This window comes from Corynebacterium sp. NML98-0116, from assembly GCF_001767255.1.
GTDB classification, from domain to species: domain Bacteria; phylum Actinomycetota; class Actinomycetes; order Mycobacteriales; family Mycobacteriaceae; genus Corynebacterium; species Corynebacterium pseudogenitalium.
The window spans coordinates 537,971-562,943 of the sequence record NZ_CP017639.1; the positions used below are offsets into that span (position 1 = coordinate 537,971).

The 24,973-nt window shown below is 60.5% G+C and carries 30 protein-coding genes, 4 tRNA genes and 1 pseudogene; 13 read left to right on the top strand and 22 right to left on the bottom strand.

Annotated features, from left to right (window positions below; all coding sequences use genetic code 11):
- Nucleotides 1–7: 7 nt before the first annotated feature.
- From clpS to rdgB, 7 genes are all read left to right on the top strand, one after another.
- Nucleotides 8–307 (top strand): ATP-dependent Clp protease adapter ClpS, encoded by a 300-nt coding sequence (gene clpS, locus BJP05_RS02230; protein WP_071565662.1) that lies wholly within the window; start codon nucleotides 8–10, stop codon nucleotides 305–307.
- Between the two features lie 24 nt (nucleotides 308–331).
- Nucleotides 332–874 carry a DUF2017 domain-containing protein gene (locus BJP05_RS02235; RefSeq protein ID WP_070361986.1) on the top strand — a complete coding sequence of 181 codons (543 nt, stop codon included), beginning with the start codon at nucleotides 332–334 and terminating at the stop codon, nucleotides 872–874.
- 4 nt (nucleotides 875–878) lie between these two features.
- Nucleotides 879–1,670 carry a rhomboid family intramembrane serine protease gene (locus BJP05_RS02240; protein ID WP_070361987.1) on the top strand — a complete coding sequence of 264 codons (792 nt, stop codon included), beginning with the start codon at nucleotides 879–881 and terminating at the stop codon, nucleotides 1,668–1,670.
- 6 nt (nucleotides 1,671–1,676) lie between these two features.
- A complete protein-coding gene (murI, locus tag BJP05_RS02245; protein ID WP_070361988.1) occupies nucleotides 1,677–2,483 on the top strand; it encodes a glutamate racemase in 807 nt (268 codons plus the stop codon).
- 95 nt (nucleotides 2,484–2,578) lie between these two features.
- Nucleotides 2,579–3,355, top strand: a complete 777-nt coding sequence (locus BJP05_RS02250; RefSeq protein ID WP_070361989.1) for an MBL fold metallo-hydrolase — start codon at nucleotides 2,579–2,581, stop codon at nucleotides 3,353–3,355.
- Nucleotides 3,356–3,378: 23 nt separating this feature from the next.
- On the top strand, nucleotides 3,379–4,110 hold the full coding sequence (gene rph / locus BJP05_RS02255) for a ribonuclease PH (RefSeq protein ID WP_070361990.1): 732 nt from the start codon (nucleotides 3,379–3,381) through the stop codon (nucleotides 4,108–4,110).
- Entirely contained in the window at nucleotides 4,107–4,730 is a 624-nt protein-coding gene (gene rdgB / locus BJP05_RS02260) for an RdgB/HAM1 family non-canonical purine NTP pyrophosphatase (RefSeq protein ID WP_070361991.1), read from the top strand. Before rph ends, rdgB begins: the two co-directional genes overlap by 4 nt.
- A 9-nt stretch (nucleotides 4,731–4,739) precedes the next feature.
- Here the strand turns inward: rdgB and BJP05_RS02265 are convergent, their stop codons facing one another.
- The gene (locus BJP05_RS02265) at nucleotides 4,740–5,108 is read right to left on the bottom strand and encodes a DUF3817 domain-containing protein (RefSeq protein ID WP_070361992.1); all 369 of its coding nucleotides are present in this window, start codon (nucleotides 5,106–5,108) and stop codon (nucleotides 4,740–4,742) included.
- Nucleotides 5,109–5,121: 13 nt separating this feature from the next.
- Nucleotides 5,122–5,607: a hypothetical protein gene (locus tag BJP05_RS02270; RefSeq protein WP_070361993.1), complete on the bottom strand. Its 486-nt coding sequence runs from the start codon at nucleotides 5,605–5,607 to the stop codon at nucleotides 5,122–5,124.
- Between the two features lie 359 nt (nucleotides 5,608–5,966).
- Here BJP05_RS02270 and BJP05_RS02275 point away from each other — a divergent pair.
- A tRNA-Leu gene (locus tag BJP05_RS02275) sits at nucleotides 5,967–6,047 on the top strand.
- A 641-nt stretch (nucleotides 6,048–6,688) separates the two neighbouring features.
- Here the strand turns inward: BJP05_RS02275 and BJP05_RS02280 are convergent.
- On the bottom strand, nucleotides 6,689–6,907 hold the full coding sequence (locus tag BJP05_RS02280) for a hypothetical protein (protein WP_070361994.1): 219 nt from the start codon (nucleotides 6,905–6,907) through the stop codon (nucleotides 6,689–6,691).
- A gap of 18 nt (nucleotides 6,908–6,925) precedes the next feature.
- Nucleotides 6,926–7,417: a thioredoxin-dependent thiol peroxidase gene (bcp, locus tag BJP05_RS02285; protein ID WP_070361995.1), complete on the bottom strand. Its 492-nt coding sequence runs from the start codon at nucleotides 7,415–7,417 to the stop codon at nucleotides 6,926–6,928.
- 70 nt (nucleotides 7,418–7,487) lie between these two features.
- On the opposite strand from bcp, the gene BJP05_RS02290 reads away from it, so the two are divergent.
- Complete coding sequence (locus tag BJP05_RS02290) at nucleotides 7,488–7,763, top strand: DUF3618 domain-containing protein (protein WP_070361996.1); 276 nt, start codon at nucleotides 7,488–7,490, stop codon at nucleotides 7,761–7,763.
- Between the two features lie 52 nt (nucleotides 7,764–7,815).
- On the opposite strand, the gene BJP05_RS02295 is transcribed toward BJP05_RS02290, so the two are convergent.
- Both BJP05_RS02295 and BJP05_RS02300 read right to left on the bottom strand, forming a co-directional pair.
- Nucleotides 7,816–8,379, bottom strand: a complete 564-nt coding sequence (locus tag BJP05_RS02295) for an isochorismatase family protein (RefSeq protein WP_070361997.1) — start codon at nucleotides 8,377–8,379, stop codon at nucleotides 7,816–7,818.
- Nucleotides 8,380–8,510: 131 nt separating this feature from the next.
- Nucleotides 8,511–8,586, bottom strand: a tRNA-Lys gene (locus BJP05_RS02300).
- Nucleotides 8,587–8,803: 217 nt separating this feature from the next.
- Here BJP05_RS02300 and BJP05_RS02305 point away from each other — a divergent pair.
- Nucleotides 8,804–9,976 carry an Ig-like domain-containing protein gene (locus BJP05_RS02305; protein ID WP_070361998.1) on the top strand — a complete coding sequence of 391 codons (1,173 nt, stop codon included), beginning with the start codon at nucleotides 8,804–8,806 and terminating at the stop codon, nucleotides 9,974–9,976.
- Between the two features lie 545 nt (nucleotides 9,977–10,521).
- Here BJP05_RS02305 and BJP05_RS10905 read toward each other — a convergent pair.
- The 16 genes and pseudogenes from BJP05_RS10905 to BJP05_RS02375 form a co-directional block, all read right to left on the bottom strand.
- Complete coding sequence (locus BJP05_RS10905) at nucleotides 10,522–10,953, bottom strand: hypothetical protein (protein WP_083329376.1); 432 nt, start codon at nucleotides 10,951–10,953, stop codon at nucleotides 10,522–10,524.
- A gap of 103 nt (nucleotides 10,954–11,056) precedes the next feature.
- Nucleotides 11,057–11,341 (bottom strand): annotated as a pseudogene (locus BJP05_RS10910) (transposase); the annotation flags it as partial.
- A gap of 739 nt (nucleotides 11,342–12,080) precedes the next feature.
- A tRNA-His gene (locus BJP05_RS02315) sits at nucleotides 12,081–12,153 on the bottom strand.
- Between the two features lie 43 nt (nucleotides 12,154–12,196).
- Nucleotides 12,197–12,832: an oligoribonuclease gene (gene orn, locus BJP05_RS02320; RefSeq protein WP_070362000.1), complete on the bottom strand. Its 636-nt coding sequence runs from the start codon at nucleotides 12,830–12,832 to the stop codon at nucleotides 12,197–12,199.
- On the bottom strand, nucleotides 12,833–13,639 hold the full coding sequence (cmrA, locus tag BJP05_RS02325; protein WP_070362001.1) for a mycolate reductase: 807 nt from the start codon (nucleotides 13,637–13,639) through the stop codon (nucleotides 12,833–12,835).
- A gap of 5 nt (nucleotides 13,640–13,644) precedes the next feature.
- Complete coding sequence (locus tag BJP05_RS02330) at nucleotides 13,645–13,974, bottom strand: hypothetical protein (RefSeq protein WP_070362002.1); 330 nt, start codon at nucleotides 13,972–13,974, stop codon at nucleotides 13,645–13,647.
- Nucleotides 13,967–14,395 (bottom strand): hypothetical protein, encoded by a 429-nt coding sequence (locus BJP05_RS02335; protein WP_145945234.1) that lies wholly within the window; start codon nucleotides 14,393–14,395, stop codon nucleotides 13,967–13,969. Before BJP05_RS02335 ends, BJP05_RS02330 begins: the two co-directional genes overlap by 8 nt.
- Nucleotides 14,396–14,421: 26 nt before the next feature.
- Entirely contained in the window at nucleotides 14,422–14,859 is a 438-nt protein-coding gene (locus tag BJP05_RS02340) for a type II toxin-antitoxin system death-on-curing family toxin (RefSeq protein WP_205634841.1), read from the bottom strand.
- 78 nt (nucleotides 14,860–14,937) lie between these two features.
- Nucleotides 14,938–15,510: a Panacea domain-containing protein gene (locus BJP05_RS02345; RefSeq protein ID WP_070362005.1), complete on the bottom strand. Its 573-nt coding sequence runs from the start codon at nucleotides 15,508–15,510 to the stop codon at nucleotides 14,938–14,940.
- Nucleotides 15,511–15,753: 243 nt separating this feature from the next.
- Complete coding sequence (locus tag BJP05_RS11520) at nucleotides 15,754–15,879, bottom strand: hypothetical protein (protein WP_255365827.1); 126 nt, start codon at nucleotides 15,877–15,879, stop codon at nucleotides 15,754–15,756.
- Between the two features lie 86 nt (nucleotides 15,880–15,965).
- Nucleotides 15,966–16,039, bottom strand: a tRNA-Arg gene (locus BJP05_RS02350).
- Nucleotides 16,040–16,090: 51 nt separating this feature from the next.
- Nucleotides 16,091–17,758, bottom strand: a complete 1,668-nt coding sequence (locus BJP05_RS02355) for a phospho-sugar mutase (RefSeq protein ID WP_070362006.1) — start codon at nucleotides 17,756–17,758, stop codon at nucleotides 16,091–16,093.
- Nucleotides 17,759–17,760: 2 nt separating this feature from the next.
- Nucleotides 17,761–18,411: a deoxyribose-phosphate aldolase gene (gene deoC / locus BJP05_RS02360; protein ID WP_070362007.1), complete on the bottom strand. Its 651-nt coding sequence runs from the start codon at nucleotides 18,409–18,411 to the stop codon at nucleotides 17,761–17,763.
- Nucleotides 18,412–18,447: 36 nt separating this feature from the next.
- The gene (locus BJP05_RS02365; protein ID WP_070362008.1) at nucleotides 18,448–19,812 is read right to left on the bottom strand and encodes an MFS transporter; all 1,365 of its coding nucleotides are present in this window, start codon (nucleotides 19,810–19,812) and stop codon (nucleotides 18,448–18,450) included.
- A 37-nt stretch (nucleotides 19,813–19,849) separates the two neighbouring features.
- Complete coding sequence (gene deoD / locus BJP05_RS02370; RefSeq protein ID WP_070362009.1) at nucleotides 19,850–20,569, bottom strand: purine-nucleoside phosphorylase; 720 nt, start codon at nucleotides 20,567–20,569, stop codon at nucleotides 19,850–19,852.
- Between the two features lie 138 nt (nucleotides 20,570–20,707).
- Complete coding sequence (locus BJP05_RS02375; protein ID WP_070362010.1) at nucleotides 20,708–21,652, bottom strand: sugar-binding transcriptional regulator; 945 nt, start codon at nucleotides 21,650–21,652, stop codon at nucleotides 20,708–20,710.
- A 79-nt stretch (nucleotides 21,653–21,731) separates the two neighbouring features.
- Here BJP05_RS02375 and BJP05_RS11260 point away from each other — a divergent pair, with 79 nt between their 5' ends.
- From BJP05_RS11260 to BJP05_RS02385, 3 genes are all read left to right on the top strand, one after another.
- Nucleotides 21,732–21,908, top strand: coding sequence for a hypothetical protein (locus BJP05_RS11260; protein ID WP_168156165.1), 177 nt, complete (start codon nucleotides 21,732–21,734; stop codon nucleotides 21,906–21,908).
- Between the two features lie 65 nt (nucleotides 21,909–21,973).
- A complete protein-coding gene (locus BJP05_RS02380) occupies nucleotides 21,974–22,294 on the top strand; it encodes a helix-turn-helix domain-containing protein (protein WP_070362011.1) in 321 nt (106 codons plus the stop codon).
- 629 nt (nucleotides 22,295–22,923) lie between these two features.
- A complete protein-coding gene (locus BJP05_RS02385; protein ID WP_070362012.1) occupies nucleotides 22,924–24,942 on the top strand; it encodes a bifunctional copper resistance protein CopD/cytochrome c oxidase assembly protein in 2,019 nt (672 codons plus the stop codon).
- Nucleotides 24,943–24,973: the final 31 nt, after the last annotated feature.

Below are 24,973 nucleotides of genomic sequence, written 5' to 3' on the forward strand. Positions count from 1 at the left end.
TGTAGCGATGAGTTCGCCGATGGCGTCTCCTGAGCTCGACGAAGCCATCGACGTCGAGGTTGCGACGAGCGAAAACCTGCCGTGGATGTGCATAGTGTGGGACGACCCCGTCAACCTGATGAGCTATGTCACCTACGTTTTCCAAACAGTCCTGGGCTACGACCGCAAGCGCGCCCAGGAGCTCATGATGCAGGTGCACACCGAGGGGAAAGCGGTGGTGTCCTCTGGTGAAAAAGACAAGGTCGAAGGCGACGTGAAGAAGCTGCACACCGCTGGCCTCTGGGCAACAATGCAGCAGGCCGGATAGGCCAGGGCAAGGAGAGAGTAGCGAATGCAAGCTTGGCGGAAGAAGAAGGGCCTGTTGCGCTCAGGCATCAAATTTACGACGCTGTTTGACCCCCTCGAGCGCGAGATCATCGGGGACTTGACGGCGACGGTGTCCGAGGCGTTGATCGCTAGGGCGCAGTCCGCGCCGCGCGACGAGTTCTCGGAGATGATGGGACTGTCTGTGGGTCACTCGGAGGCGCCGACGGACCCGAAGCTGGCCCGCCTGCTGCCGGACTTTGAGCGGGAGCAGGACGAGGAGTTCGAGGGCGACAACGGCCTGCTTCGCAGCTTGCACGAAAACGACATCATCAAGGCGAAGCTGACCAACCTGCAGGTGGTCAACGAGGCGCTGGGCCCAACCGGTGGCGTTGAGGTGACCATCGAAGAAGAGGAGGCACACCAGTTCCTGGCGGCGCTCAACGACATGCGCCTGTATGTCTCGGCCGACGACCGTGGCGGCGAAGCCGCCGAGCAGCAGCGCGCGCAGCTCATCGAGTGGCTGGCGTTCTGCCAGGAGTCGCTGCTGCAGGCGATGATGGGCGAATAGGCATATGACGCAACCTCCAAACGCACCGAGGCCAGGCTGGGGCTACGGCCAGACTGGGCAGCCGGGTTACGGCAAGCCATTCGACCGGCCGTTTTCGCATCCGGACCAGCAGCTTGCCGCGTTCGACGTCGACCCTGCGATGGACCCCGCCGCGCAGCGCAAGAGCAAGTTCAAGCAGCAGCGCAGAACCGGGCTGCTGTTCGCGCTGGGATACATCGCGATTATCTGGGCCGTGCACATCCTGAACATGGCGGTGTTCGGCGGAGGGCTGAATAACTTTGGCGTGCACCCGCTGGACCTGACCAGTATCTGGCACATCTTCACCTCGCCGCTCCTGCACGCTGACCTGGACCACCTGATCGGCAACACCGGATTGGGGGCGCTCTTCGCGTTCTTGGTGGGGTACTCCGGTAAGCGGGTGTTCTGGGAGGTCACGGCCTTTGTGGTGCTGATTGGCGGCATCGGAACCTGGTTGTTCGGTGGCATCGGCACGAACCACATTGGCGCCTCGGGCCTGGTCTACGGGTGGCTGGCGTACCTGCTGGTGCGCGGCTTCTTTAATAGGTCGGCGCGCCAGGTGTTGCTTGGTGTCATCCTCGGGTTTACGTACTCGGGTCTGATGTGGGGCGTGCTGCCGTTCGTCGAGGGCGTCAGCTGGCAGGCGCACCTCTTTGGAGCGATTGGCGGTATGGCGGCGGGCATGATTATCACCTCGGACGACCCGCCGGAGCTCGCGATGAAGAAAGCGCAGAAGAAACAGCGCAAGAATCCGAATCAGCCCTATGGGCTAGGATGATGTGACGTGAAAACGCTCGAGAACAATGCTCCTATCGGTCTTTTCGACTCCGGCGTTGGCGGCCTGACAGTGGCCCGCGCCGTCATCGACCAGTTGCCCAACGAGTCGATGATCTACATCGGCGATACCGCGAACAGCCCGTACGGCCCGCAGCCGATTGCGCAGGTGCGCCAACACGCAATGCGTATCGCCGACGAACTCGTCGCCCGCGGCTGCAAGATGCTGGTCATCGCCTGCAACACGGCCACTTCCGCATTCTTACACGACGCCCGCGAGCGCTACGACATCCCAGTTGTTGAGGTGATTCAACCAGCGGTGCGGCGCGCAATCGCGACGACGCGAAATAACAAGATTGGTGTGATCGGTACGCAGGGCACCATCACCTCCGGGGCCTACCAGGACCTGTTCGCGCTCAACTCAAATTTGGAGGTGACGGCCACTGCGTGCCCGCGGTTTGTCGAGTTCGTGGAACGTGGCGTGACGTCGGGCCCGGAGATCCTCAGCATTGCCAAGGAGTACTTGGCGCCGCAGCGCGAAGCGGGCGTCGATACGCTGGTGCTGGGCTGCACCCACTATCCGCTCCTCTCTGGCATCGTGCAGCTGGCCGTGGGGGACGACGTCACGCTCGTGTCCTCAGCGGAGGAGACTGCGAAGGACGTGCTCCGCATCCTCACTGAGCGCGACTTGCTGGCGGATCCCGAGGTGGAACCAACGCGAACCTTTGAATCCACCGGCGACCCGGCAGTGTTTGACTCCCTCGCGACGCGCTTCCTTGGGCCGATGGTGCACGCCGTAAACCACCCCATGAGCTAGGCCACAGCTGCCAGATTTTACTGACATGGCTACAAAACTGAGCGTTTTTAGTGGAAACGTTAGAAATTACGTAGTTTTCATGGCACAGTAATTCCATGAAGTTGACCATTCTCGGGTGTTCAGGGAGTTTAGGCGCCCCCGGTAATCCCGGCTCGTCCTATGTGATCAGTACTCCGGGCAATCCGGACATACTGATGGACTTTGGGCCAGGCGCATTGGCTGCGATGCAGACGCGCGAGGAAATGGATCCTTCCAACGCGCACCTGATTTTTTCGCACCTGCACGCGGATCACTGCTCTGACGTGCCCTCGCTGCTGGTATGGCGGCGCTACCACCCGGAGAAGCCCGCGGAGTGCGCGCATAAGCTGTACGGCCCAGGCCACGCCGCGACACACTTTGGCCGAATGGCTGCGAACACTGCCGACGAGGTCGACGACATCAGTGACACCTTTGACGTACACACGTGGAGCCCTCGCACCCCGGTTGAGATAGATGGCGTGCAGGTCACTCCGTTCCCGGTGGATCACCCGGCGCAGGAATCGCACGCGCTGCGGGTTACGTGCAAGAAGACCGGCGCGACGCTGGTCTACTCGGGCGATAGCGGGGTCACGCCTAACCTAGTCGAGGCGGCCCGCGACGCGGATCTCTTCCTCTGCGAGGCCGCCTGGGGTCCGACATCCGAGGGGATGGCGCCCGGCATGCACCTTTCTGGTGAAGAGGCGGGGCGGATTGCGCGCGAAGCGGGCGTCAAAAAGCTCGTGGTTGTGCACATCCAGCCGTGGGCGGACCAGCAGGCCACCCTTGAGGCCGCTGCGCGCGAGTTCGGCGGGCCGACGGTGCTCGGCGAGCCCGGCGCCTGCTTCGAGCTGTAGCGCAGTGCGTTACCCTGGAGTGCATGACAACTTCTGATTTTCTGCGCGCAGACGGGCGCGCTCTCGACGAAATGCGACCGGTGCGTATCACCCGCTCGTTTACCTCGAACCCGGCAGGTAGCGTCCTTGTAGAGTTCGGCAACACCCGCGTCATGTGCACCGCCTCCATCGAGGAAGGCGTGCCGCGCTTCAAGAAGGATTCCGGCGAAGGCTGGCTGACCGCCGAATACTCCATGCTCCCGGCCGCAACCCACGAGCGCATGCCACGCGAATCGATGCGCGGCAAGGTGAAGGGCCGCACCCACGAGATCTCCCGCCTGGTCGGGCGTTCGCTGCGCGCTGCGGTGGACCTGCGCCAGCTGGGGGAGAACACAATCCAGCTCGACTGCGACGTCCTCCAAGCCGACGGCGGCACCCGCACCGCCTCCATCACCGGCGCGTACGTCGCGCTTGCGGACGCCATCTCCGTCCTCAAGGAACGCGGCGTCGTACCGGGTGAGCCGCTGCTCGCGCCAGTCGCCGCAGTCTCCGTAGGGATTATCGACGGCCGCGTTTGCCTCGACCTGCCGTACGAGGAAGACTCCCGCGCTGAAGTTGACCTCAACGTAGTCATGCAGGAGGGCGACAACTTCGTCGAAGTCCAGGGCACCGGCGAGCACGGTCTGTTCGGCCGCGAGGAGCTCAACCAGATGCTCGACGTGGCACAAAAGGGCTTGAACGAGCTCATCCAGGCACAGAAAGCCGCGCTGGCATGACGGTAAGGGTGCTGGTTGCGTCCAATAACGCAAAGAAGCTCAAAGAACTCCAGCAGGTACTCGACGACTGCGGCATCGACGGCGTGGAACTCGTCGCCCTCGGCGACGTGGAGCCGTACCCGGAGCCGAAAGAAGACGGGCTGACGTTCGAAGCGAACGCGCTGATCAAGGCGCGCGCCGGGGTAGCAGCCACCGGGCTGCCGTGCGTGGCAGACGATTCCGGCCTGGCCATTGCAGCGCTCAACGGGATGCCGGGCGTGCTCTCCGCCCGCTGGTCTGGGCATGCTGGGCAGCACGGAGCCGAGGACACCGACACCGCGAATAACAATTTGTTGCTCGCCCAGATGGCGGACATCGCTCAGCGTGACGCGGCGTTCGTGTCTTGCTGCGCGCTCGTGACCCCGCAGGGCGAGGAGTTCACCGCCGAGGGCCGCTGGGAGGGTAGCCTGCTCGAAGCGCCGAAGGGCGAGCACGGCTTCGGCTACGACCCGATCTTCCAACCAGCCGACACCCCCGGCCGCTCGTCAGCGCAGCTCACACCGGAAGAGAAAAACGCCCGCTCACACCGTGGGACGGCGTTGCGGGCGCTGGCACCGCGCATCGCGGCGCTTTGTAGCTAGCGTGGGCAGCTAGCGTAGCTGGAACGTGCGCGTGACCTCCTTGCGGCGCTTCGCCTCCACCCAGAAAGACAAGAAGGGGACGACGCCAGAAATCGCGGTCACCGCCCACGTCTGCGCAGCCCAACGGGCCTTCAGCCCCAGGTTCAGCGACGTGACCAGGAACAGGATGTACGCCAGCCCATGCACGCGCGCCACCCACTCCAGCATGGACACGTCCATGTGTAGGAGGTACTGCATGATCATGCGCGCGCATAGGAGCAGCAGCAGGATGCCCGTTGTCCACGCTGCGACAGAGAACGCCGTGAGCGCTTGCTTTACTCGGCGCTGACGCTCCGGGTGAATCTTGGGTGCTGCTGCGTTTGGCTGCGGCTGGGTCATGCTTTCAGGCCTCTCACTTTCTGTTCGGTTCACTCTTCGGCTCGCTGTTTGGTTCGCTGTTTGGATCCGCCGAACCACGACGGCGTGGTGCGAGCATCGAGTTGTATTCTTCCACATCGAGAGTAGGACGCTCCGGCAGGAAATCCTCATCAATCTCCACCGGATCACGGCTGCCGTCCGCACCGTAGCGTGCAAGGTCCGCCTCGTAGAGCTCATCCATCGACCCCGATGCGTTCAGCGCATCAATCTTTTCGTTCTCCATCTTTAACCCCGCCTTGTAGGCGTAGACGAAAAACGCACCGAAGAACGGCCACTGCAACGCATACCCCAGGTTCTGGAACGTCCCCGTCCCGGACTGGTAGCGGGTCCACTGCCAGTACGCCAGCAGACAGCACGTAATCACCGCGGCGATGAGCAACACGACGTGCCACGCGCGAACCCGAACGTGCCGACGCTTCGGCGCGCCCTCTTCACCTGGGAAACTGTTTTGCTCGCTCACAGTGCTTCAGTCTAGCAACAACACTTATCGACGCCCCTCCGACAAGTTTTGCGGCCCCGATACTTGTTCTGCGGTTGCGTGTGTCCGCGCGGCGGACACCCCTGATGCGTTCCCGGAAGGATGGAGCTGGTAGACGTGTTGCCGCGGACAGACAGAGGGGATCCTGTGTCCGCGGGGTGGAAGATGAAAAGGGGGTTGGTTGTCCGCGCGGCGGAAACATTTGATGTCTTGCCGCGGACAGGTGGAGCAGATCGCGTGTCCGCGCAGCGGACACCTCCCCCAACCTGGTAGCAGCAGCCCCGGTCCTTCCTGCTAGTTTGTGCCCACTTGTGCAGTGTGTAGGATGAAAGGCGCTTTATGCGCCCGTGGCGGAATTGGCAGACGCGCTGGATTTAGGTTCCAGTGTCTTTGACGTGTGAGTTCAAGTCTCACCGGGCGCACAAGAGGAAAGAGCCTCCGGGATTGCAAATGACGCAGTGTCGGAGGTTCTTTTGTGCGCGCCGCAAAAGCCAAAAGCTGGGCTTAAGGGACATTTTGTGTGTAACTAACTGCGTCCAGCCCACCCTTTTCTCACGCCTAAGCTGAGGTTCCACTGATGATCAATGCCGGTATCGAATTCTTTCGGTCCGTCGACCTCTTCCCGTTGACCTCTTCCGGTCGACCTACTCCGGTTTACCAACGCAGGTCAGCGCAAAATCGGCAAAATAGCCCCAAACCATCCAAATCGAGCTGACCTGGGTTGGTCGGCGCAATGAGGTCGACCGGAACCCCCGATACCTCGATGCGACCAGAATTGTGCACGTCAAGGGCTTTGCTCGTCCCCCTGGCTATATGTGGCCGCGCAACGCGCAGGCGGCTGGTTCTAGTCCCCTAGAGCCCTCGATGCCGCGGGTCCCTGCGCTACCCGCAGACTCCAGACCACACACCAGACGTCATTCGGTGTTGATTTCTCAAAACGGGCGAATGGAACTGTTTTGAAAACCATATCTGGTTGTTGGCCGAGGTCATCCCGGGAAACCAGATAGATTTATACACACAAAATGTCCCTTAAGCCAAAAGCTGAGTAGCGGAAGCCGCAAAACTACGGCGCGTCGATCGGGAACTGGACGGAGCCGTCCGTCGATTGGGTGGGTGCTTCGTCCTGCTCCGGCCCGTAAATGAGCCAGCCGCCGAGGGCGACCAAGGCCGCGATCGCGATGGTCGCGATTACTGCGCGCTGCTTCTTGGGCTCAGCCGGGCGGTCAGGGTTGTATTCGGCTTTGAGGTAGGGGTCTTGGTTTGGCGTCGTATTCGTATCCACGGCGCCAAAGATATCATCTTATGCGCTGGTGGTTGCATTCAGGTCCCAGTCGCGCAGTATGCGCTCGACGTGGCCGGTTGCGCGAACATTGTACTGCGCCTGCTCAACCTTGCCGTCGGCGCCAACGAGAATGGTGGAGCGGATGACGCCCTGCACGATACGGCCGTAGTTGTTCTTCTCGCCGAATGCGCCGTAGGCGGTCATGGTTTCCTTGGACGGATCGGAAAGAAGGGCGATCTTCAGGTCGTGGTCTTCGCGGAACTTCGCCAGCTTTTCTGGCTTGTCGGGGCTGATGCCGACGACGGCGATGTTGGCGTCGTTAAACACTTCGAGGTGCTCGGTGAAGTCGCAAGCTTCCTTGGTGCAGCCCGGGGTGTTGGCGCGTGGGTAGAAGTAGACAATAACGCGCTTGCCGGCGAAGTCTGCAAGCGAAACGGTCTCGCCTTTGTCGCTGGTCAGGGTGAATGCGGGGGCGGTGTCGCCTTGTTCGAGTCGAATGTTGTCAGTCATAATTCCCCGTTTTACACTAGATTGGTTGGAAGTTCTGTAAATAGTTAACACATCTAGGAGTATGTAGATCGTGGCACGAGATATTCATGACATTGAGCGCAGCCTTGCAGAGACCCGCTCGAAGCTCGCTAGCACCCTCGATGAGCTCGCAGACCGCGCTCAGCCATCCAACCTTGCAGACAGCGCGAAGAGCGAAGCTGCTAACTGGCTGCAGGATGAGACCGTCCAGAAGGTCCTGATTGGTATCGGCGTTGGTGTCGCAGCACTTGTTGGCATCAAGGTGTTTAACAGCCGCAAGCGCAAGAGCGAGCTGAAGAAGCTGCAGGAGCTGCTCTCTCAGCGCTAAAACGCGCAGAAGAGTGCCCCGCCCCTCCACGTTGGAGGAGCGGGGTTTTCTGCTATTTCACGACGACCGTCGCACCTGCCGCTTCCATCTCACGCAGCGCCGCCTGCCCACGCTCCTCGTCGACGGGGGAGCACAGGTCGGCGAGGACGCGGACGTCGAAACCCTCCTTGCGGGCATCAAGCACCGTGGCGCGCACGCAGTGGTCCGTAGCGATGCCGCACACATCAATGGCGGTGACGCCGTGCTCGCGCAGCCAATCGCCGAGCAGTACATCGCCGTCAGTGACGCCCTCAAACCCGGAATAAGCAGCGGTGTAGTGCCCCTTCCGGAAGTACTTGTCAATACTTATCGACGCCAGCGGCGCGCGCAGCTGTGCGCCATCGGTGTCAGCAACGCAGTGGACTGGCCAGGTATCCACAAAATCCGGGTCCTGTGAGAAGTGGGTGCCAGGGTCGATGTGCCAGTCCTGCGTGGCGAGCACGAAGTCGTAGTCGTCTCTGTGTTCTTCGAGCAGTGTGTGCACGCCTTCGGCGACGAGATCACCCTTCGCGGTGCCGAGGGAACCGCCGGGGCAGAAGTCATTTTGGATATCAACAAGGATGCAAGCGACAGTCATGCCGATAGCCTAGCCGGTGGCGCGCCTGCTCGGGGCGTTTCAAAGTATGGGGGAATTTGTGGGGGATTTGGGTTAAGATACGAAAAAGCCCCTGGCCTGCGGTACTGTTCCCGCTGGTCAGGGGGTTAAGGTGGTGCGCCATCAGGGAATCGAACCCCGAACCCACTGATTAAGAGTCAGTTGCTCTGCCAATTGAGCTAATGGCGCTTGTTGTCTTGGAGGCTGTCCTCGTTGGCAACGTTGAATACAGTAACACTAAGGTTTGCAAGGTGTAAAATCGCCTGGTCAGAGTGGTTATTTTCGATCGTTATGGAACGGTTATCGTTTCGGGTCGCTGTAAAGTAGCGTTTCGTTGTGCTGGGGCGATAGTGTTGTTGGTTGCTAAAACTTCGGGTGTTGTGAGGAAGCGAGAAACGTGACAAGCATGCGGCGGTCTCTCATTGGTGTTGGCCTTGTCGCCGTGTTGGCGGCGGGTGTAGATGGGTGCTCGTCGGAGGCGGGCAAAGGCATCAACCAGGTGGCGGAAACCACTGGTCAGACGACCGTCAAACCAGAGCCCCCGGCGTTTTCAGTGAAGGACGAGGCGACAGACGTCGAACCCCTCGACCCGATTACGGTGAAGTCCGAAGCCGGGCTCGAAGAAGTCGAGATGACCAACGAGGCAGGCAAGGTTATCGAATCGTCCTTCAACGATGACCGCACCGAATGGGAGGTCACCGAACCGCTTGGGTACGGCCGCTACTACACCATCGTGGCGAAGGATAAGGCTGGTCAGAAGAAGACCGTGAGCTTTTCCACGGTCGTTCCAGCGGCAACGACGAACGTGTACATGGGCCCGCTTGAGGGCTCGACGGTCGGTGTTGCGCAAGCAATCACGTTCCGTTTCGACGTCCCCATCCAGGACACGAAGGCGCTTGAGGAGCTCATCGACGTTGAGACCTCGAACGACACCGAGGGCGGCTTCTTCTGGCTGGACCCATACGAGCTGCGTTGGCGCCCGAAGGAATTTTGGGAGCCTGGCACCACGGTGAAGGTGACGGCCGACCTGTACGGCAAGGACCTCGGCGGCGGCGTCTACGGCGCGCAGGACAACGAGACCACCTTCGAGATTGGGGACGAGGTGAAGACAGTCATCGACAACAACGAAAAGATGCTGCGCGTCTACCAAAACGGTGAGCAGATCCGTTCGTTCCCGGTATCGCTGGGTACCGACTTCCAGTACGATACCCCGAACGGCACCTACGTCGTTGGTGATGAGCACACCTCGCTCGTCATGGACTCCCGTACGTTCGGGCTTGGACTGGGGCAGGGCGGCTACGTCACCCCCGTGGACTACGCTACCCAGCTGTCCTACTCGGGCATCTACGTGCACTCGGCACCGTGGGCGGTGTGGGCGATGGGTTCCACGAACCAGTCGCACGGCTGCGTCAACGCGACGTACTCGGACGCGCAGTGGTTCCAAGAGACCGTGAAGCGGGGCGACCCGGTCGTTGTGAAGAATACGAACGGTGGCACCCTCAACGGCTACGACGGCCTTGGCTACTGGAACCTGGACTGGGAGCAGCGCTCCGGCGGTTCAAAGGACCCGAACGCTTAAGTCGGTCTGTTAGAAAAAGTTCCCGAGCAGGACTCGAACAAGATGCACCTACCCTACAAGGCAGCGGAATCGCTGGAGGTAATGACTACACTGATGACGTGGTGCTGTCTACTCGGGACAGGTGCGGGACCCCTGTGGTACTACGACGCGGTTGGTACACCCCGGATGCTAAAAGGGGAAAATGGGGCCCTTGGGGCTATGACAAGATCAGGCATAAGCACGGAATTTGGAACCTATATACGATAAACAAGTACTTTAAAGGGCTCTGCGAAGCGAGGATGGAAGGTACCGACCGTATCTATGAAACTCCTATCTATGAGGCTCTCCGTACAAATGACGGAAAGAAGATTGGACCTGGCAGATCGTTCGAACTTCGAGCAGTAATAGAAACTACAGTGTGGGTCCCTGGCGGACTAGAGCCACGTGGGGTGAAGACAATGTTCCCGCTACGTGAGTCCAATGATGGCAGCGACGTGGTTCCCCAGTGGTTCAATATTGAGAAAAACATAGATTAAAACAGGCGCGGTGAGGCAGGGGGTAAATGATTAACCGTGGCCGGTTCGTGGAATATAAAGCTCTGTGCCCATCTTTTTGTCTGCCTTCGCTCTCCTCAATTCTATAAAGCGTTGAGGCGTGTTGTCGTTAACGGTTCCGAGCCATTTTATTTTATCTCCGCAACCGTAGTCTAAATCCCCGGCGAATGGATCACCGGCAAGCTGATCTGCCCAGGCCTTGACAGCAGTATCTTCTTCCGATGAGACTCCCCCAGTACTCGGTATTGGGGGCATTTCCATGCCAACATACGCAAGTCCTTTCGTGGACATTACTGAGAATACACAGTAGACGTACTGAGCCGTTCTCCAAGCTGCCCGTAGCTCGACAGCTCCGGAAGAAATGAGGTTTTCTTGAGCAAAATACCGCTTTAAAAGCGAATTCATGTAATAGGCAAAAGACGTTATGTTCCAATTGTCTACCATGTTTTACTCCTCGTATTCGCGCTACTGACAGTCAATGCAGCTTCCGCAGTCCATACCAACTGCATAGTACCTCTGAGTACTTTAGTGCCCAGAGGCTTATCTACATGGTACGTTCGCTACAGGTTCGTCGTTCTAACAGCCAGTCAGACAAGAAGGAACCGTGGCGTAGTTTCGGGATAGCCACATCGACGGTGCTGACCCGTGTATCCAGTAGTCGGTGGCGGTAGCCGTTGCGGTGGTTGACGCGGTTGTCGCTGGTGGTGCCGTAGTCAGCGCTGCCGACAGTATCGTCTTGGGAAGATAGAATTTGGTTGATGAAATCACCGAGCATCTGACGCGTCAGATCGGGTGATGCTTGAGTGAGTAGCTCTTCGAGGTATGCTTTTGGTTGCCAGTTGTGTCGGCACCGGGGGCTTAACTGTGAGAAGCGGGTCGAATAGCGGAGTTCTCCGCTAGGAGGTGTAAAAATTCCTCTGGGTCTTTAACCGTCAAGCGAATGGGTCTTCCGATATTGCGGTGTAGGAGGATATTTGCAGAACCGGCATGGAATGAAATAGTGCCATCCAGGAAGTGAACCCCAAACGTTTGGGATTCGAGTATGGGGCCCGAGGGAAGGATCTCCGCCCCCTTCAGAGATTCCAAACGAACGTTGCTAACTGGAATGCCAAGAACTGAAATCCGAAGGATTTCATCATTCAGCAACACCCCGACATTAAAGAAAATTGCCAGAGACACTAAAAGACCGCATGTGATAAAGGCGGTTTGATCTCTTCTGGTCAAGAAGTAGACACACAATAAGAGTACTGCGAAGATAAGTACGATCCGACTAAAATTATATCCAAATACTCTTGATCGATAACTTGAACCAGTCATGAATATCACTCAACTTCCTTCCAACTATCTTCATGGGTAGTAAGGCGAAAATCACCACTGAGCCCGGGAACTTTTTTGGGTTTCAGGCCCATTTCGGTCGACTAGCACATGTGTTTTCCCAGTTCTCGACGCCTGTCCATGAAGAACGTTCCCCGCTCATCGAAAGCTCCGGGAACAATTCTTGGCTTAACGTACCTGCCGTCGAAAGCAATGTGCCCCGCAACCTGTTTATACAGGCCACGGGGCACTCTCGGGGTGGCTGACGGGGCTCGAACCCGCGACACCCAGGATCACAACCTGGTGCTCTACCAGCTGAACTACAGCCACCATCGCTGTTTTTCAACAGCGGGAACTACTTTACAATGAAAGCCTAGGATTGCAAAAACAGCTGGTAGTGGGCGTGTGCGGCGGCTGCGGCGTCGGCTGCTTGCTCGGAATCTGGGCCCGGTGCCGGGGTGAATACGCAACGCCGGTAGTAGTCGAGCTCCTGGATGGACTCCACGATGTCTGCGAGCGCACGGTGTGCCAGGCCCTTCTCGGGCTGGTTGTAGTAGGCGCGCGGGAACCAGCGGCGTGAGAGCTCCTTGATGGTGGAGACATCGATCATGCGGTAGTGCAGGGCGGCGTCGAGACGCGGCATCTGCTCCCGGATGAAGGAACGGTCGGTGGCGATGGAGTTGCCCGCAAGCGGCGCCGGGTGCTCCGGGTCGCAGTGCTTTGCAATCAGCGCGAGGACGGCGTCCTCGGCCTCCTTGATGGACACTGAGGAGGAGCGGATCTCGTCGAGAAGCCCGTTCTCGGTGTGCATGTTCAGTACGAAGTCGTCCATTTCGGCGAGCTCATCCTCGGTGGCGTGGACGACCAGGTCCAGGCCTTCGTCGAGAATCTCAAGCTGGGCATCGGTGACGAGCGCTGCGACCTCAACGATGACGTGGCGGGACGTATCCAGGCCCGTCATCTCCAGGTCGACCCACACGATGCGGTCGTTTTTTGCAGGGACATCCATCTATTCTTCTCCCATCTTTGCGTAGAACCGCCCCATGATCGGGGCGAGGGCGCCGCGCGGAGCGTACGTCGATACGAAATCCATCACCTTGGAAAGCGGGCCCGGCACCACGCGGCGCTTGTTGCTGCGCATCGCGCTGATGGTGTCCTTCGCGCAGGACTCGTACGTGGTCCAGAGGAAGTCAGGCACGACCTTGTCCACGATCGACTGCTCCTCCTCAGGAACTTCTGCCTCTCGCACCGGGCCCGGCGCGAGCAGAGTGCAGTGTACGCCGCTGTCCTTGAGCTCGTAGTGCAGGGCCTCCGTAAACGTATTGACGCCCGCCTTTGTAAACACGTACGTTGCGTTGTTCGGGATCGGCGTGTTGCCTGCTGCCGAGCCGACGTTGCACAGTGCACCTTCGCCGCGCGGCACCATTTGGTCCAGTACCGCCTTCGTGATGCGGAACACCGCCGTCGCGTTGAGGTTGAACTGGTCCGTCTCGTAGTTCCAGTCCTGCTTCATAAACGGTCCGAAGGAGGCAATACCGGCGGAGTTCACGCAGATGGTGATCTTCTTCTGCCCGATGTAGTCCAGCAGCGCGGTCACGTCGCGCTCCTTCGACAGGTCGGCCGCGAAGACTTCGGCGTTGACACCGTGCGCTTGTGCCAGCTCGTTGGCAAGCTGCATCAGCACCGCTTCTCGACGCGCCACCAGCAGCACGTTATAGCCAGCAGCGGCAAGTTGGCGGGCAACAGCCTCACCGATGCCCTGCGAAGCGCCGGTAATTAGCGCGAAAGAATCAGTAGTTGGGGAGGGAAATGTCATGCACCTCAGGGTACCCGACTGCCCGACTCCGCAATCGAGCGCAACTCCTCCACACAGTCCTGGTACGCGCGGGCACCGGTAGCGGTCAGAGAGACCCAGTCCACGTTCTTGTCCGGGTTCGCCTTGCGGTCCGTAAAGAGGGACACGTAGCCGACCTCTTTGAGTGCGTCGATGGCCGTGAGGTAGGCGTCGCTATCTAGCTGAGTGAGAGTACGCAGCCGCTTGGGGTGCATCTCCTTGTTCTCCGCGGCGCCGACGTCGCTGGTGGTGGCCTCGGCGGCAAAGAGTGCGGCGCAGATGCTCAAGCACGAGGGTTGCAACAAAATATCAGGCATTGTTCCTCCAGCTCCTCGCGTACGTAACGACGAAAACGACGGTCGCGAACGCGCCGAGCAGACTCGAGAACACCTTGTTCTGAAGCGGGGCGACCTGCAAGAGCGATATGCAGAGGAAGTACACGCCGAAGGGAAGAAACGACATTTTTGGGTCCTCTTTGACCGGCTGCCGGATGCTGGAGCGCACGCCGGTTGACCTGCGTCGCTCGATGACAACGATGCACCCGATGCAAGGCACAAACAGGAGGAACGGCCAAAACTGGTCGAGAACAAAGATCAGCGGCAGGCTCACCCCGAAGCAGACCGCCGCGCACAAGATCCACCCCCAAGGAACGGCCGGTTTCTCCCGGGTGCGTTCCTCGGTTTCATGCGCTGCGGCCAGCAACTCGCGGGCCTGAGCGGAAGAAATAGAGACGGACATGGCGCCATGGTACATCGGGGGCGATGCTATTTTTGTCGGTAGCGCCGCGCTAGACCATCAATATCGGCCCAGCGTTGAAATGCGCGGCTGGTGTGTGCGATGACCGAATCCAAATCCGCGGCATGTGTAACGATGTACTCCATCAGTCGGGCGCCTTCTTCGCCTGCGGCTAAATCAGGTCCCTTGCCCTCTGGCTCTCGGACATGAACCGAAAACAAGCGCAGATAAGTGAGCCCAACGATAAGTGCGGTGCGCTTGTTGCCATCGGCAAACGGATGGTTATTGGCTATATGGACGGTGAGCGCGGCTCCTCTATCAAACACCGAGGCGTACCGGGGCTGGCCACTGAATAACTGGAACGGGGCGTAAACTGCACTTTCCAAAGAAGCCCGGTCCACAGTAAATCCAAGATAACTCTCCGGTTCTCCGTTCGCGTTTACACGATCCCCGCAGCCTTGATTCACTGCGCACGCCAACTCCACGAGCATTTGAGCTAAAAGCTGCTCTCTGGAAGCTTCACTGTGGTCAGACAATTGCGTTGATTACCGGTCCGCGAGGAGTGAAAGGGTGTTGTGCCATTCCGCTTCGACTTCATGTGCAGTGGCAAGCAGATGATCGAAGCTAGGAAGGTGATCCACGTCTGGCAGGGAAGGCGAGTCTGGGACAGAATGTCCTGACTGGAGCAACTCCGTGAACTCTTCGCGCATCGTGGTCATGCTCAAAGCGCTGCTACAATGCGTGCCCCCGACCGCGTTGCTGCGTGCTTCCTGCCAAGCTCGACCGTGGCTCATGTCTGACAACTCCGCGGATGTCAGCGAACCGTAGAAATTCACAACGCTTTCAATCGTTGCTCGGGCAAATGGCGAAAGTGCCGAAGAATTCCCACCAGGAACGTGTGGGACCTCCCATCCACGCGCGACGTTTTCTGTACTGCGGCGGAGGTCATAGGGGACGGGTCCTTTTGCCCAAGCTTGCAGCTCTTCTTCAAATAATGGCATTCCGGTCCAGGCAAGGTGCCAGCCTTGGGAAAAGAAGCAGATTTTATAAAGCTTCATCTTGTCGACGCCGGGGATGAGTTCGGTCACATACTGGCCGGCGTCAAGAATATTGGACATAGTGATCACCAACTTTAGAGAGGCTTCAGGAACCCAACGGTACTCGAACCTAATGGACCGCTATCCTACCAGCACATACGAGTGTGCTACGAGTGAAGTTGTTTTGCTTGAGGGCTGTTCTTTACGGGGCTGCCTGGGCGGCTGGCGCGCCACGTGACAGGGGAGACGCCACAGTGCTCGGCACATTCCGGAACGCGCCATAGGCGCGGCCGGTCTACTCATCGATAATGATGGGCTGCACGGCTATGCCTTCTTTTTGTTCTTGTCGATGCCGTAACCGACGGCAAGGAAGGCGAGACCGAAAAGAGGGTTGGCGCCTGCGAGGGTGGTGATGATGCCGGTTCCGGCTCCAAGGAGTGTGAATCTCATTGTGGGTCCTTTCTTCAAACCCACCATACCAACAAAAACACCCCCACCACCAGGCAAAACGCCAGGCAGCGGGGGTAAACGAAAAGCGCCCCCAGCAGGATTCGAACCCGCGACACACCGGGTAGAAGCCGGTTGCTCTAATCCACTGAGCTATGGAGGCTGAGCTGGGCGTCGACAAATCGGCGCCCAAGCCTTCGATAGTATAGCGCAGTTAGATTCCGCACAGCGCGCGGGTGGCGTCGCTGATGGTGGCCAGGCGGGCATCGGCGGCGGCCCAGTCAGGCGCCTCTCCCGTTTCGACTGGCAGGACCACCTCGAGGTAGCACTTCAGCTTCGGCTCGGTGCCGCTCGGGCGGATGACTACGCGGTCGTTGTCCGCGGTGCGGATCAGGATGCCGTTGGTGCCTGGGGTGGCGCCGTAGCCGTTGTTGAGGTCGACGTACTCGACAACCTCAGAGCCAGCGAGCTCCGTCGGGGTGTGTGCGCGGAGGCGCTGCATGGCGTCGCTGATGAGGGAGAGGTCTTCGACGCGGAAGGTCAGCGGCTGAGTGCGGTACAGTCCGTACTTGCTGGCCAGGGCGTCGAACTGCTCGAGCACACTCATGTTGCGCGCCTTAAGCTGCGCCACGATCGAGCCGACGATCACCGCGGCGGACATGCCGTCCTTGTCTCGGGCGTGCGCTGGGTCGACGCAGTAGCCGATTGCTTCCTCGTAGCCGAACACGAGCTGCGGGGTGCGCCCGATCCACTTGAACCCGGTGAGCGTCGTCGCGTGATCCAGCCCGTGGGCTGCCGCGATTTTGCCGAGCAGCCTGCCCGAAACAATCGAGCACGCCGTCGAGCCGCCCTGCGCACGCGACGCCACGTACTCGCCGATCAGCGCGCCGGTTTCGTCGCCGGAGAGCTTCACCCAACCGTTGCCTAGCGGGGTGCCCGCGCTCGGGGTGGTGCGCGCCGGGACTGCGACTGCGCAGCGGTCGGCGTCGGGGTCGAGGGCGATGATGGCGTCCGCGTTGACCTCGTTCGCCTTCTCGACTGCGAGATCGAGGGCACCGTCTTCTTCAGGGTTGGGGAAGGCGACGGTGGGGAAGTCAGGGTCAGGCTTCCACTGCTTCTCGACGCCCACTACGTCCCCAAAGCCCGCAGCCTCCAGGGTGGTGCGTGCGAGTTCGCCACCGACGCCGTGCATTGGTGTGAGCACGATCGTGATCGGTGGGGTGTCGTCGAGGTCGCTAAGCGCGCTGGTGGCGGCGACGTAGTCCTCGCGGGTGTCCACCTGCTCGATGTTTGTGTCGAGGGGGAGCTCCGTCGCGCCGGGTGCGGCGGCGATGCAGGCGGCGATCTCGGCGTCGGCAGGTGAGATGATCTGGCAGCCGGCAGCGTTGTCTGCGTCGACGATGCGCCCGCCGAGGTAGACCTTGTAGCCGTTGTCCCACTTCGGGTTGTGGGACGCGGTGACCATGATGCCGGCGTCGGCGTTGAGTGCGCGCACGCTGAAGGAGGTCAGCGGGGTCGGCTGGGCCAGCGGCAACAGCATCGCGTGCCCACCCGCACCGGCGACGACCTCGGCTGCGGCCTGCGCGAACTTGGCGGAGCCGTGGCGGGCGTCGCACCCAATGACCACGCGAGGGGTGTCTACCTGCTGCTTGAGCCATTCCATGAGCCCGGCGGTGGCGCGCATGACCACGGCCTGGTTCATGCGGGACTCGCCGAAGCCGATCTCGCCGCGCAGCCCGGCGGTGCCGAACTGGAGCGGGCCTGCGAAGGCTTTTGCAAGCTCGGCCTCGTCGTCGAGTACGGCGGTTAACGCCTCGCGGGTGGCGGGATCGGGATCTTGCGCGATCCAAGCCTCGGCCTGTGCACGAAGATCAGTAGCCATTGTTAGTTCCACCCCTCCAGCACCGCAGCGGAGCTGGACAGACCCAGGCGGGACGCGCCAGCCTCAATCATTTCCTTCGCGGTGGCGGCGTCGCGGATACCGCCGGAGGCCTTCACGCCGAGCTTGTCGCCGACGGTCTCGCGCATCAGCTTCACCGCGTGCGCGGAAGCACCACCGGCGGGGTGGAAGCCTGTCGAGGTTTTCACGAAATCGGCACCGGCCTCCATGGAAGCCTTGCACGCTGCGACGATCTCGTCGTCGGTGAGGACGGCGGACTCGATGATGACCTTGAGCAGCTTGTCGCCGCACGCCTTCTTTACTGCGGCGATGTCGTCGCGTACGACGTCCCACTTGCCTTCCTTGGCGGCACCCAGGTTGATGACCATGTCAACCTCGTCCGCGCCGTTGGCAACGCTGTGCGCGGCGTCAGCGGCCTTTGCCTCAGTTGGGACTGCGCCGGACGGGAAGCCACACACCACTGCGACCTTCAGGTCAGCTGGGGTCTCGATTGGCAGCATGGATGGAGAGACGCAGACGGAGAACGTGCCGAGGTGCGAAGCTTCGTCGATAAGCTTGGTGACGTCCTCGTGGGTGGCCTCCGGCTTGAGCAGCGTGTGGTCGATCATCTGGGCGACATTTTGGCGAGTAAGCATGTTGAAAAACTCCTTGAGTTGTAGAAAGTGTGCAGGTTAAGCCGGTTGCTTCATGCGCGCGGTGAGCGCTGCATAGAGCGCGGTGCCGGCGACTGCGATGACTGCCAGGATGAGCATGACGGTGGGGTAGCTGCCCGAGTTTTGTGGCAGGAAGCCTGGCACCCCAAGGCCGAGATCCACCAGCTTCGCGCTGTACGCGATGCCGAGCGGGACGGCGACGTTGATTGTGAGGTTGTAGAAACCGATTGCGATACCCGACTTCGCAGCGGGGATGTTGCCGATAGCCGTCGCGACCAGTGGCGCGTACAGCAGGGCGAAACCGCAAGCGAAGAGCAGGGAGGAGAGCATGAAGACCCACGGGCTGACTTCCATCCCGACTGCGAGGATCAGCAACGCGATGGTGATGGAGGCGAGTGCGGTGAAGATCGCGGGGCGCGTCGGCAAGAACTTGCCGATCTTGCCTGAGAGCGCGCCGACGATGACGGCGCCGGTGTAGCCCGGGATGAGCAGCAGGGAGGCGTCGTCAGCGCTGAGCCCGTGGACGGCCTTCGCCATTGCGGGGAAGAGCACCAGGTAGCCGAGCTGCACCGAGTAGACAATCGCGACGAGCACGATGGCGGTGACGTAAGCGCGGTTCTGGAAGAACTCCGGGTTGACCAGCGGGCGCTTGCCCTTCTTCACGTGCGCGATGAACGCGACGAGCGCCAGTGCGAGCGGAATGAGCCACAGGAACTGGAAGGCCTGCATGAACATGATGGCGCTCGTGGCCAGAACGGCGATCAGGAAGAGCCCGAGCCAGTCGACGTGGCCCGACTCCAGCGAGGCCTCCTCCGGGACCGTCTTCATGATGACCGGGACGGCGAAGACCAGGATGAGCGGGATCAGGAACATCGCGGTCCACGAGATGTGGGTAGCGATGTAGCCCGAGGTCAGCGCGCCGAAGAGCGTCGCGCCCTGGAAAGCAGACGTGGAAAAGCCCAAGTAAGTCTTCTGATCCTTCTCGCTGAGGTGCTTGGTCACGTAGATGACGTAGAGCGTCTCCGCAGCGGCGAGGCCGGTGGTCTGCACCACGCGACCGGCCAGGACCAGCCCCCACACGTTCTGACCCAGGTAGCCGATGACCGAGCCGACCAGCGTCAGCGTGATACCGACCATCAGTAGCTTGCGGATACTCACCACGTCAGCCAACGCCGCGTAGACAACCGCGCCGATGCCGATGATCACGCCCGCGAGCGAGGCCTGCAAGCTGACCTCATTGAGGGAAAGGTTGAGCGCCTCACCCATCGAGTCGGTCATGAACTTGAAACCGTTATCGATGATCAGCGAGAACACGAAGGTAAACAGGATGATCGGCACGGCCCGCTTCGGGCTGAGCGCCTTTTGAACTGTTTGAGATGTCATGGTGAGTTCCTTCAAACGTGTGGGGACGGGTTGTGGTTTAGACGGCGGCCAGCGGAAGCGCCAGCTCCATCATCTGGGTAAACGCGCTCTGGCGCTCCTCAGCGGTGGCCTTCTCGCCGGAGCCGATGACGTCGGACACGGTGAAGATGCCCATCGCGTCAACGCCTGCCTCGGCAGCGACGGCGTAGAGGCCGGCGGATTCCATCTCGACGCCGAGCACGCCCATCTTGGCCCAGCGGTCGTTGACGTCGTCCTTGAAGTTGTAGAAGACGTCGGAGGACAAGATGTTGCCCACATGGATGTCGACGCCCTGCTTCTGCGACTCCTTGTAGGTTGCCTCGAGCAGCTTCCAGGACGCGGTCGGGGCGTAGGTGCCCGGCAGGTCGTACTGCTCGATGAAGTGCGAGTCCGTGGATGCGGAGGAGGCGACGATGATGTCGAAGAGCTTCATGTCAGGCTGGAAGCATGCGCAGGAGCCGACGCGGATGAGCTTCTTTGCACCGAAGAAGTGAATGAGCTCGTAGGCGTAGAGGCTGATGGACGGAATGCCCATGCCGGAGCCCATCACGGAAACTTCGTGGCCTTGGTAGGTGCCGGTGTAGCCGAGCATGTTGCGCACGGCGTTGAACTGGACTGGGTTTTCCAGATAGGTCTCTGCGATGAACTTCGCGCGCAGTGGGTCGCCCGGCATGAGGACGGTTTCAGCGATAGGTCCGGTTGGGACGATGTGCGGTGTGGAGACGGTCGGGGTGGACATGTGCAACTCCTTTTTCGGTAGCTGGTTGACCTTTCGCTGTCCACTCTAAGACCGTTCGGAACATATGGCAATATCAAAGTTTGCAAATGTTCTGATTGGGGGTGCAATCCACCCCAGATGGGGGAGAAGGGGCGTCAATTAGCGGGTCTTCGCGATCTCCAGCACCCGAACCGCCGTCGGCTGATCAATCACCAAATCACTGGCCAGCCCCATCCACAGCGCCGTCTCAATCGCCTCAGCTTTATACAAACCCCCAGCTACCAGCACTCGACGTGGTCTCGCCCGCAGCTCGTCAAGCTCAATGCCCACCGTCAGATCATCAATTCTTTTCGACGCCACATCCCCCTCCCGCGTGTAGAACCGCGAACAAGCATCCCCCACCGCAACCCCGAGCAGCTCCCGCGACATCTCCTCAGACAGGTACCCCAGGTTCATCAGCAAGCTCTGCTTTCGCACAGAACCCACCGTGAACACCGCCACGTCGGTCTCCCGCCCCTGCTGCAGTACGTCGGCGATGTGGGAATCCTGCTCCACGATCTCCTTAGTTTCCACTCGCTCAAAAATGACAGGCAATGGGAGCGTTAACGCGGGCGCGTTGAACGCGGTGCAGAAACCGGTGATCGTCTCAAAGTCATTCGTTGCCAGGTTGGAACGCGACGACCCACCTTTCAACTGCACAATCTGGCGCGCCCGCATGTTCGTCGATCGTAGATTCCGCGCAATGTTGAGCAGCGTTTTTCCCCAGGACACACCCACCGAAAGGCCATCCAACGGCATCGACTCCAGGTAGCGCGCGCCCGCTACCCCAAGATCCTCCATGATCGCTGCAGATGGGTTCGCCGGGTGAACAATCCGCACACCCTCCAGCGCGTACCGGGAGGTGAGATCCTCGATCAGGATCTCGTCCGCCTCCTGCGGGTCGTGTACCTCAATAGTGACGTAGCCACGGTCCTTCGCGTGCTGCAGAAGCTTCGCCACCGTAGGACGGGAGCAGCCCATCTCCGCAGCAACCTCCGCCTGACTCAGCTCCGAGCGGTAATACAACTTGGCAGCCGTCAGCGCATCCCGATCACGTGTGTCCATGCACTACAGCGTAGCGCCTGGGGGTTTGCCCTTAACTGTGTGGCAGTATCTTGGCTAGACCCCAAGCGAAAGGAAAACCATGAGCAACGACGAAGTAACGATGCCACGCAAAGAATACGAGGCGCTGAAACGAGAAAATGCTCGACTGCGCAAAGAAGTCAAGCTGTGGAAGGACACCAGTGATGTCCTGGGAAAAGCTATGGGGTCTCTGCCAAAGCAACATGGCGGGACCTCCGACGCGGCGGAAAAATCCTAAGCCCCGAGGAAACGAAGCGGTACGAGGAAGGAGTACGTCAAGAAAACGAGTTCCTGGATCTGCTCATGGGCGTCGGCCATTCTATGAGTCGCGCCTGCAAAATTTTGAGGATCTCACGCTCGAGGCGCTATTACCAGACCAACCCGAGGCCCAAAAAGGAAAACCCGATCCCGCACCGCGAGCGAAATATCAAACGTATTCCAGACTCAGACGTACAACAGATTCTCGATCTTTTCGACGCCCACCCCGACCTGAGCGCGGACGCCATTTATCAGAAGGCGCAAGACAGCGGGTTGCAGCTCGCGAGCTTGCGGACTTTCTACCGCATCGCCCGTGCACACGGGAAGCTACAGCGTCAGCGCCGCGCTGCTGAATCGGACTCGTAAATCCGCAGTGGCGTTCTTTCGTGACGGAACCTCTGTGTTGGGTGTCCGCGCGGCGGAAGCCAGTTGCAGCCAGGGTGTCCGCGGGGCGGACACTTTTTGGCGGTGGGTTTTCTGGAACTGCAGGTGAGAAGGGTGCCGCGGACAGAGTGCGGTCAGGGTGTCCGCGGGGTGGACAGCAGAACGCAGTCCGAGTGTCCGCGGGGCGGACAGGGCAAGTGGTTGGTTCTGCCCAATCCGCGAGGTGGGAGAAGTGCCGTGGACATGGTGTGGCATGCCGGTTGTCCGCGGGGTGGACAGCAGAACGCAGTCCGAGTGTCCGCGGGGCGGACAGGTTTTCTGGATTGGGGCATCCCCGGGTGAGTGTCCGTGCGGCGGACAGATTAAGTGGTTGGTTTTCTCAAACGACTGGTGAACGTGTTGCCGCGGACATGGTGTTGCATGCAGGTTGTCCGCGGGGCGGAATCGGCGAACGGTGGATGGCAGCGTTCTTTTAAGTGAACTGTCCTCGACAGGTCCGAGTCCTGGTGGGGCAGAGCAAGAAGCTATTGCTCACACTTGTGACGTGGAGGCGGAGAAGTAGGCGTCGAAAAACTTGGGAACAGGCAGATTTCGAACGTAGGGTAGTGAGCATGTCAAATGCGCAGGTTGCCTCAAAGTCGGCGGTGAAAGCGGCGTTTCCGCTGTATCTTGCGACGGGGCTCGTCGCGGCGCTCATCGCCGGGGTGATTTCGGAGATGTTCGCGGGCGCCTCGCTCGCGGCGTTGGGCATCCCGGATCCGGGGGCGTTGACGACGTTCGGCCTGCCGGCGCTGCGGGGCGCAGCGTGGGTGCTGGCCGCGCTGGCAGCTGGGTCCTTTCTCTTCTCGGCGTGGTTGTTGCCGCCGAAGCAGATCGGCCCTGACCTCAACGGCGCGCGCCTGACCGTTGATGGGGTGATTGCGTCGCGGACGGGGGCGGCATCATCCGCGGGGTTGGCGCTGATCGGAGTGGTGATGGTGCCGCTGGTGCTTTCCGACGTCTCAGGCCAGCCGCTGAGCACCGTGATGTTTGAGGTCGACGCCTGGACCTTGGCGCTGGACAAGGTTGCTGACGCCCGCGTCTGGCTGATTGTCGCGGCAATCGCGGCGTGTGTGGCCGTGGCGGGGTACCGGGTGTCGTGCTGGTGGTCGCAAGTGGCTTTGTTCATCGGCTCGTTGTTGGCGATTATGCCGCTGGCGCTGACTGGTCACTCCGCGACCGGTGGCGATCACGACTTCGGCACGAACTCCTTCATCTGGCACCTGGTATTCCTGCTGGTGTGGGTTGGCGCTCTGATGGCGCTGGTGGCGCACGGTTTCAGGTTGGGGCCGAACTTGGCCCCGGCGGTGCGTCGATACTCGCGCATCGCGTTGTTCGCCTTCGTGGCGATGGCGGTGTCGGGCGTGATTAACGGTGCGATCCGCGTGCACCTGGACGACATCACCCGCTACGCCTACGGCTGGGTGCTGGTGGGCAAGCTGGTTGGCATACTGCTGCTTGGTTTGATGGGGTACGCGCACCGCGAGCGGACGATTCCGGCGCTTGAGGCGGAGGGGCCGTCGCAACGCAGGGCTTTCGTACGGCTCGGCGCGGTGGAAGTGCTGGTGATGGCCGCCGTGACTGGCCTCGCGGTGACGCTCGGACGCACTCCGCCGCCACCGCCACGAGACCCGAACCTCACCCCGATGCAGATCCAGATGGGCTACAATCTTGAGGACCCACTGACCTGGTCGAACTGGGTCGGACTGTGGCGTTTCGAGCTGCTCTACAGCGTGATCGCGATCCTGCTGGCCGTCTACTACCTGCACCTGACGCGCAGGGTGAGTGGGTGGTCGAAGGGGCGCACGGCGTGGTGGCTGCTGGGGTGCGCGACCGTCGTAGTCACGATGTGCTCTGGCATTGGGCTGCACATGCCGGCCTCTTACTCGGCGCACATGACGGTCCACATGATCCTGTCGATGGGTGTGCCGGTGTTCCTCGTGCTGGGCGCGCCGCTGACGCTCATTATCGACGCCTACCCGTCCGGGGAGTTCAACCCCCGGCTGTGGGCGCAGTCCTTCCAGCGCAGTAAGTTCCTGCGCATCGTGACGTACCCGCCGGTGTCCGCGGTGCAGTTCCTGGTGTTCTTCTACGTCATGTACGTGTTCACTGATCTCTACGAACTGATGATTTCGGAGCACGCCGGCCACGTCATCATGAATGCGGTGTTCCTGGTGTCGGGCTACTTCTACTTCTGGGAGCTCATCGGCCCGGACTACATCGAGGGCCGCGTCACCGCGAAGACGCGCCTGCTGTGGCTGTGGATCTCCATGCCAGTGCACCTCTTTATGGGCGTGTACCTCATGCAGCTCAACACCGTGATGGGCGAAGAGTTCTACCGTTCGCTGCTCCTGCCGTGGGACCCGGATCTGCTGGCGGACCAGAAGGTGGGCGGCGGTATCGCCTGGGCGTCGGGCTCGTTCCCGCTGGTTATCGTGTTCGGTGTGCTGTTCATCCTGTGGTGGCGCGAGGACCGCGCAGAAACCGCAGAGGTCGACCGCATCGCGGACGAGACTGACGACGCCGAGTGGCGCGCCTACAACGAAATGCTCGCACAGTACACGTCGGATACCCCGCAGCACAAGGGCTAATCGACGATTCCCTGGGATCTGTGGAATTCCA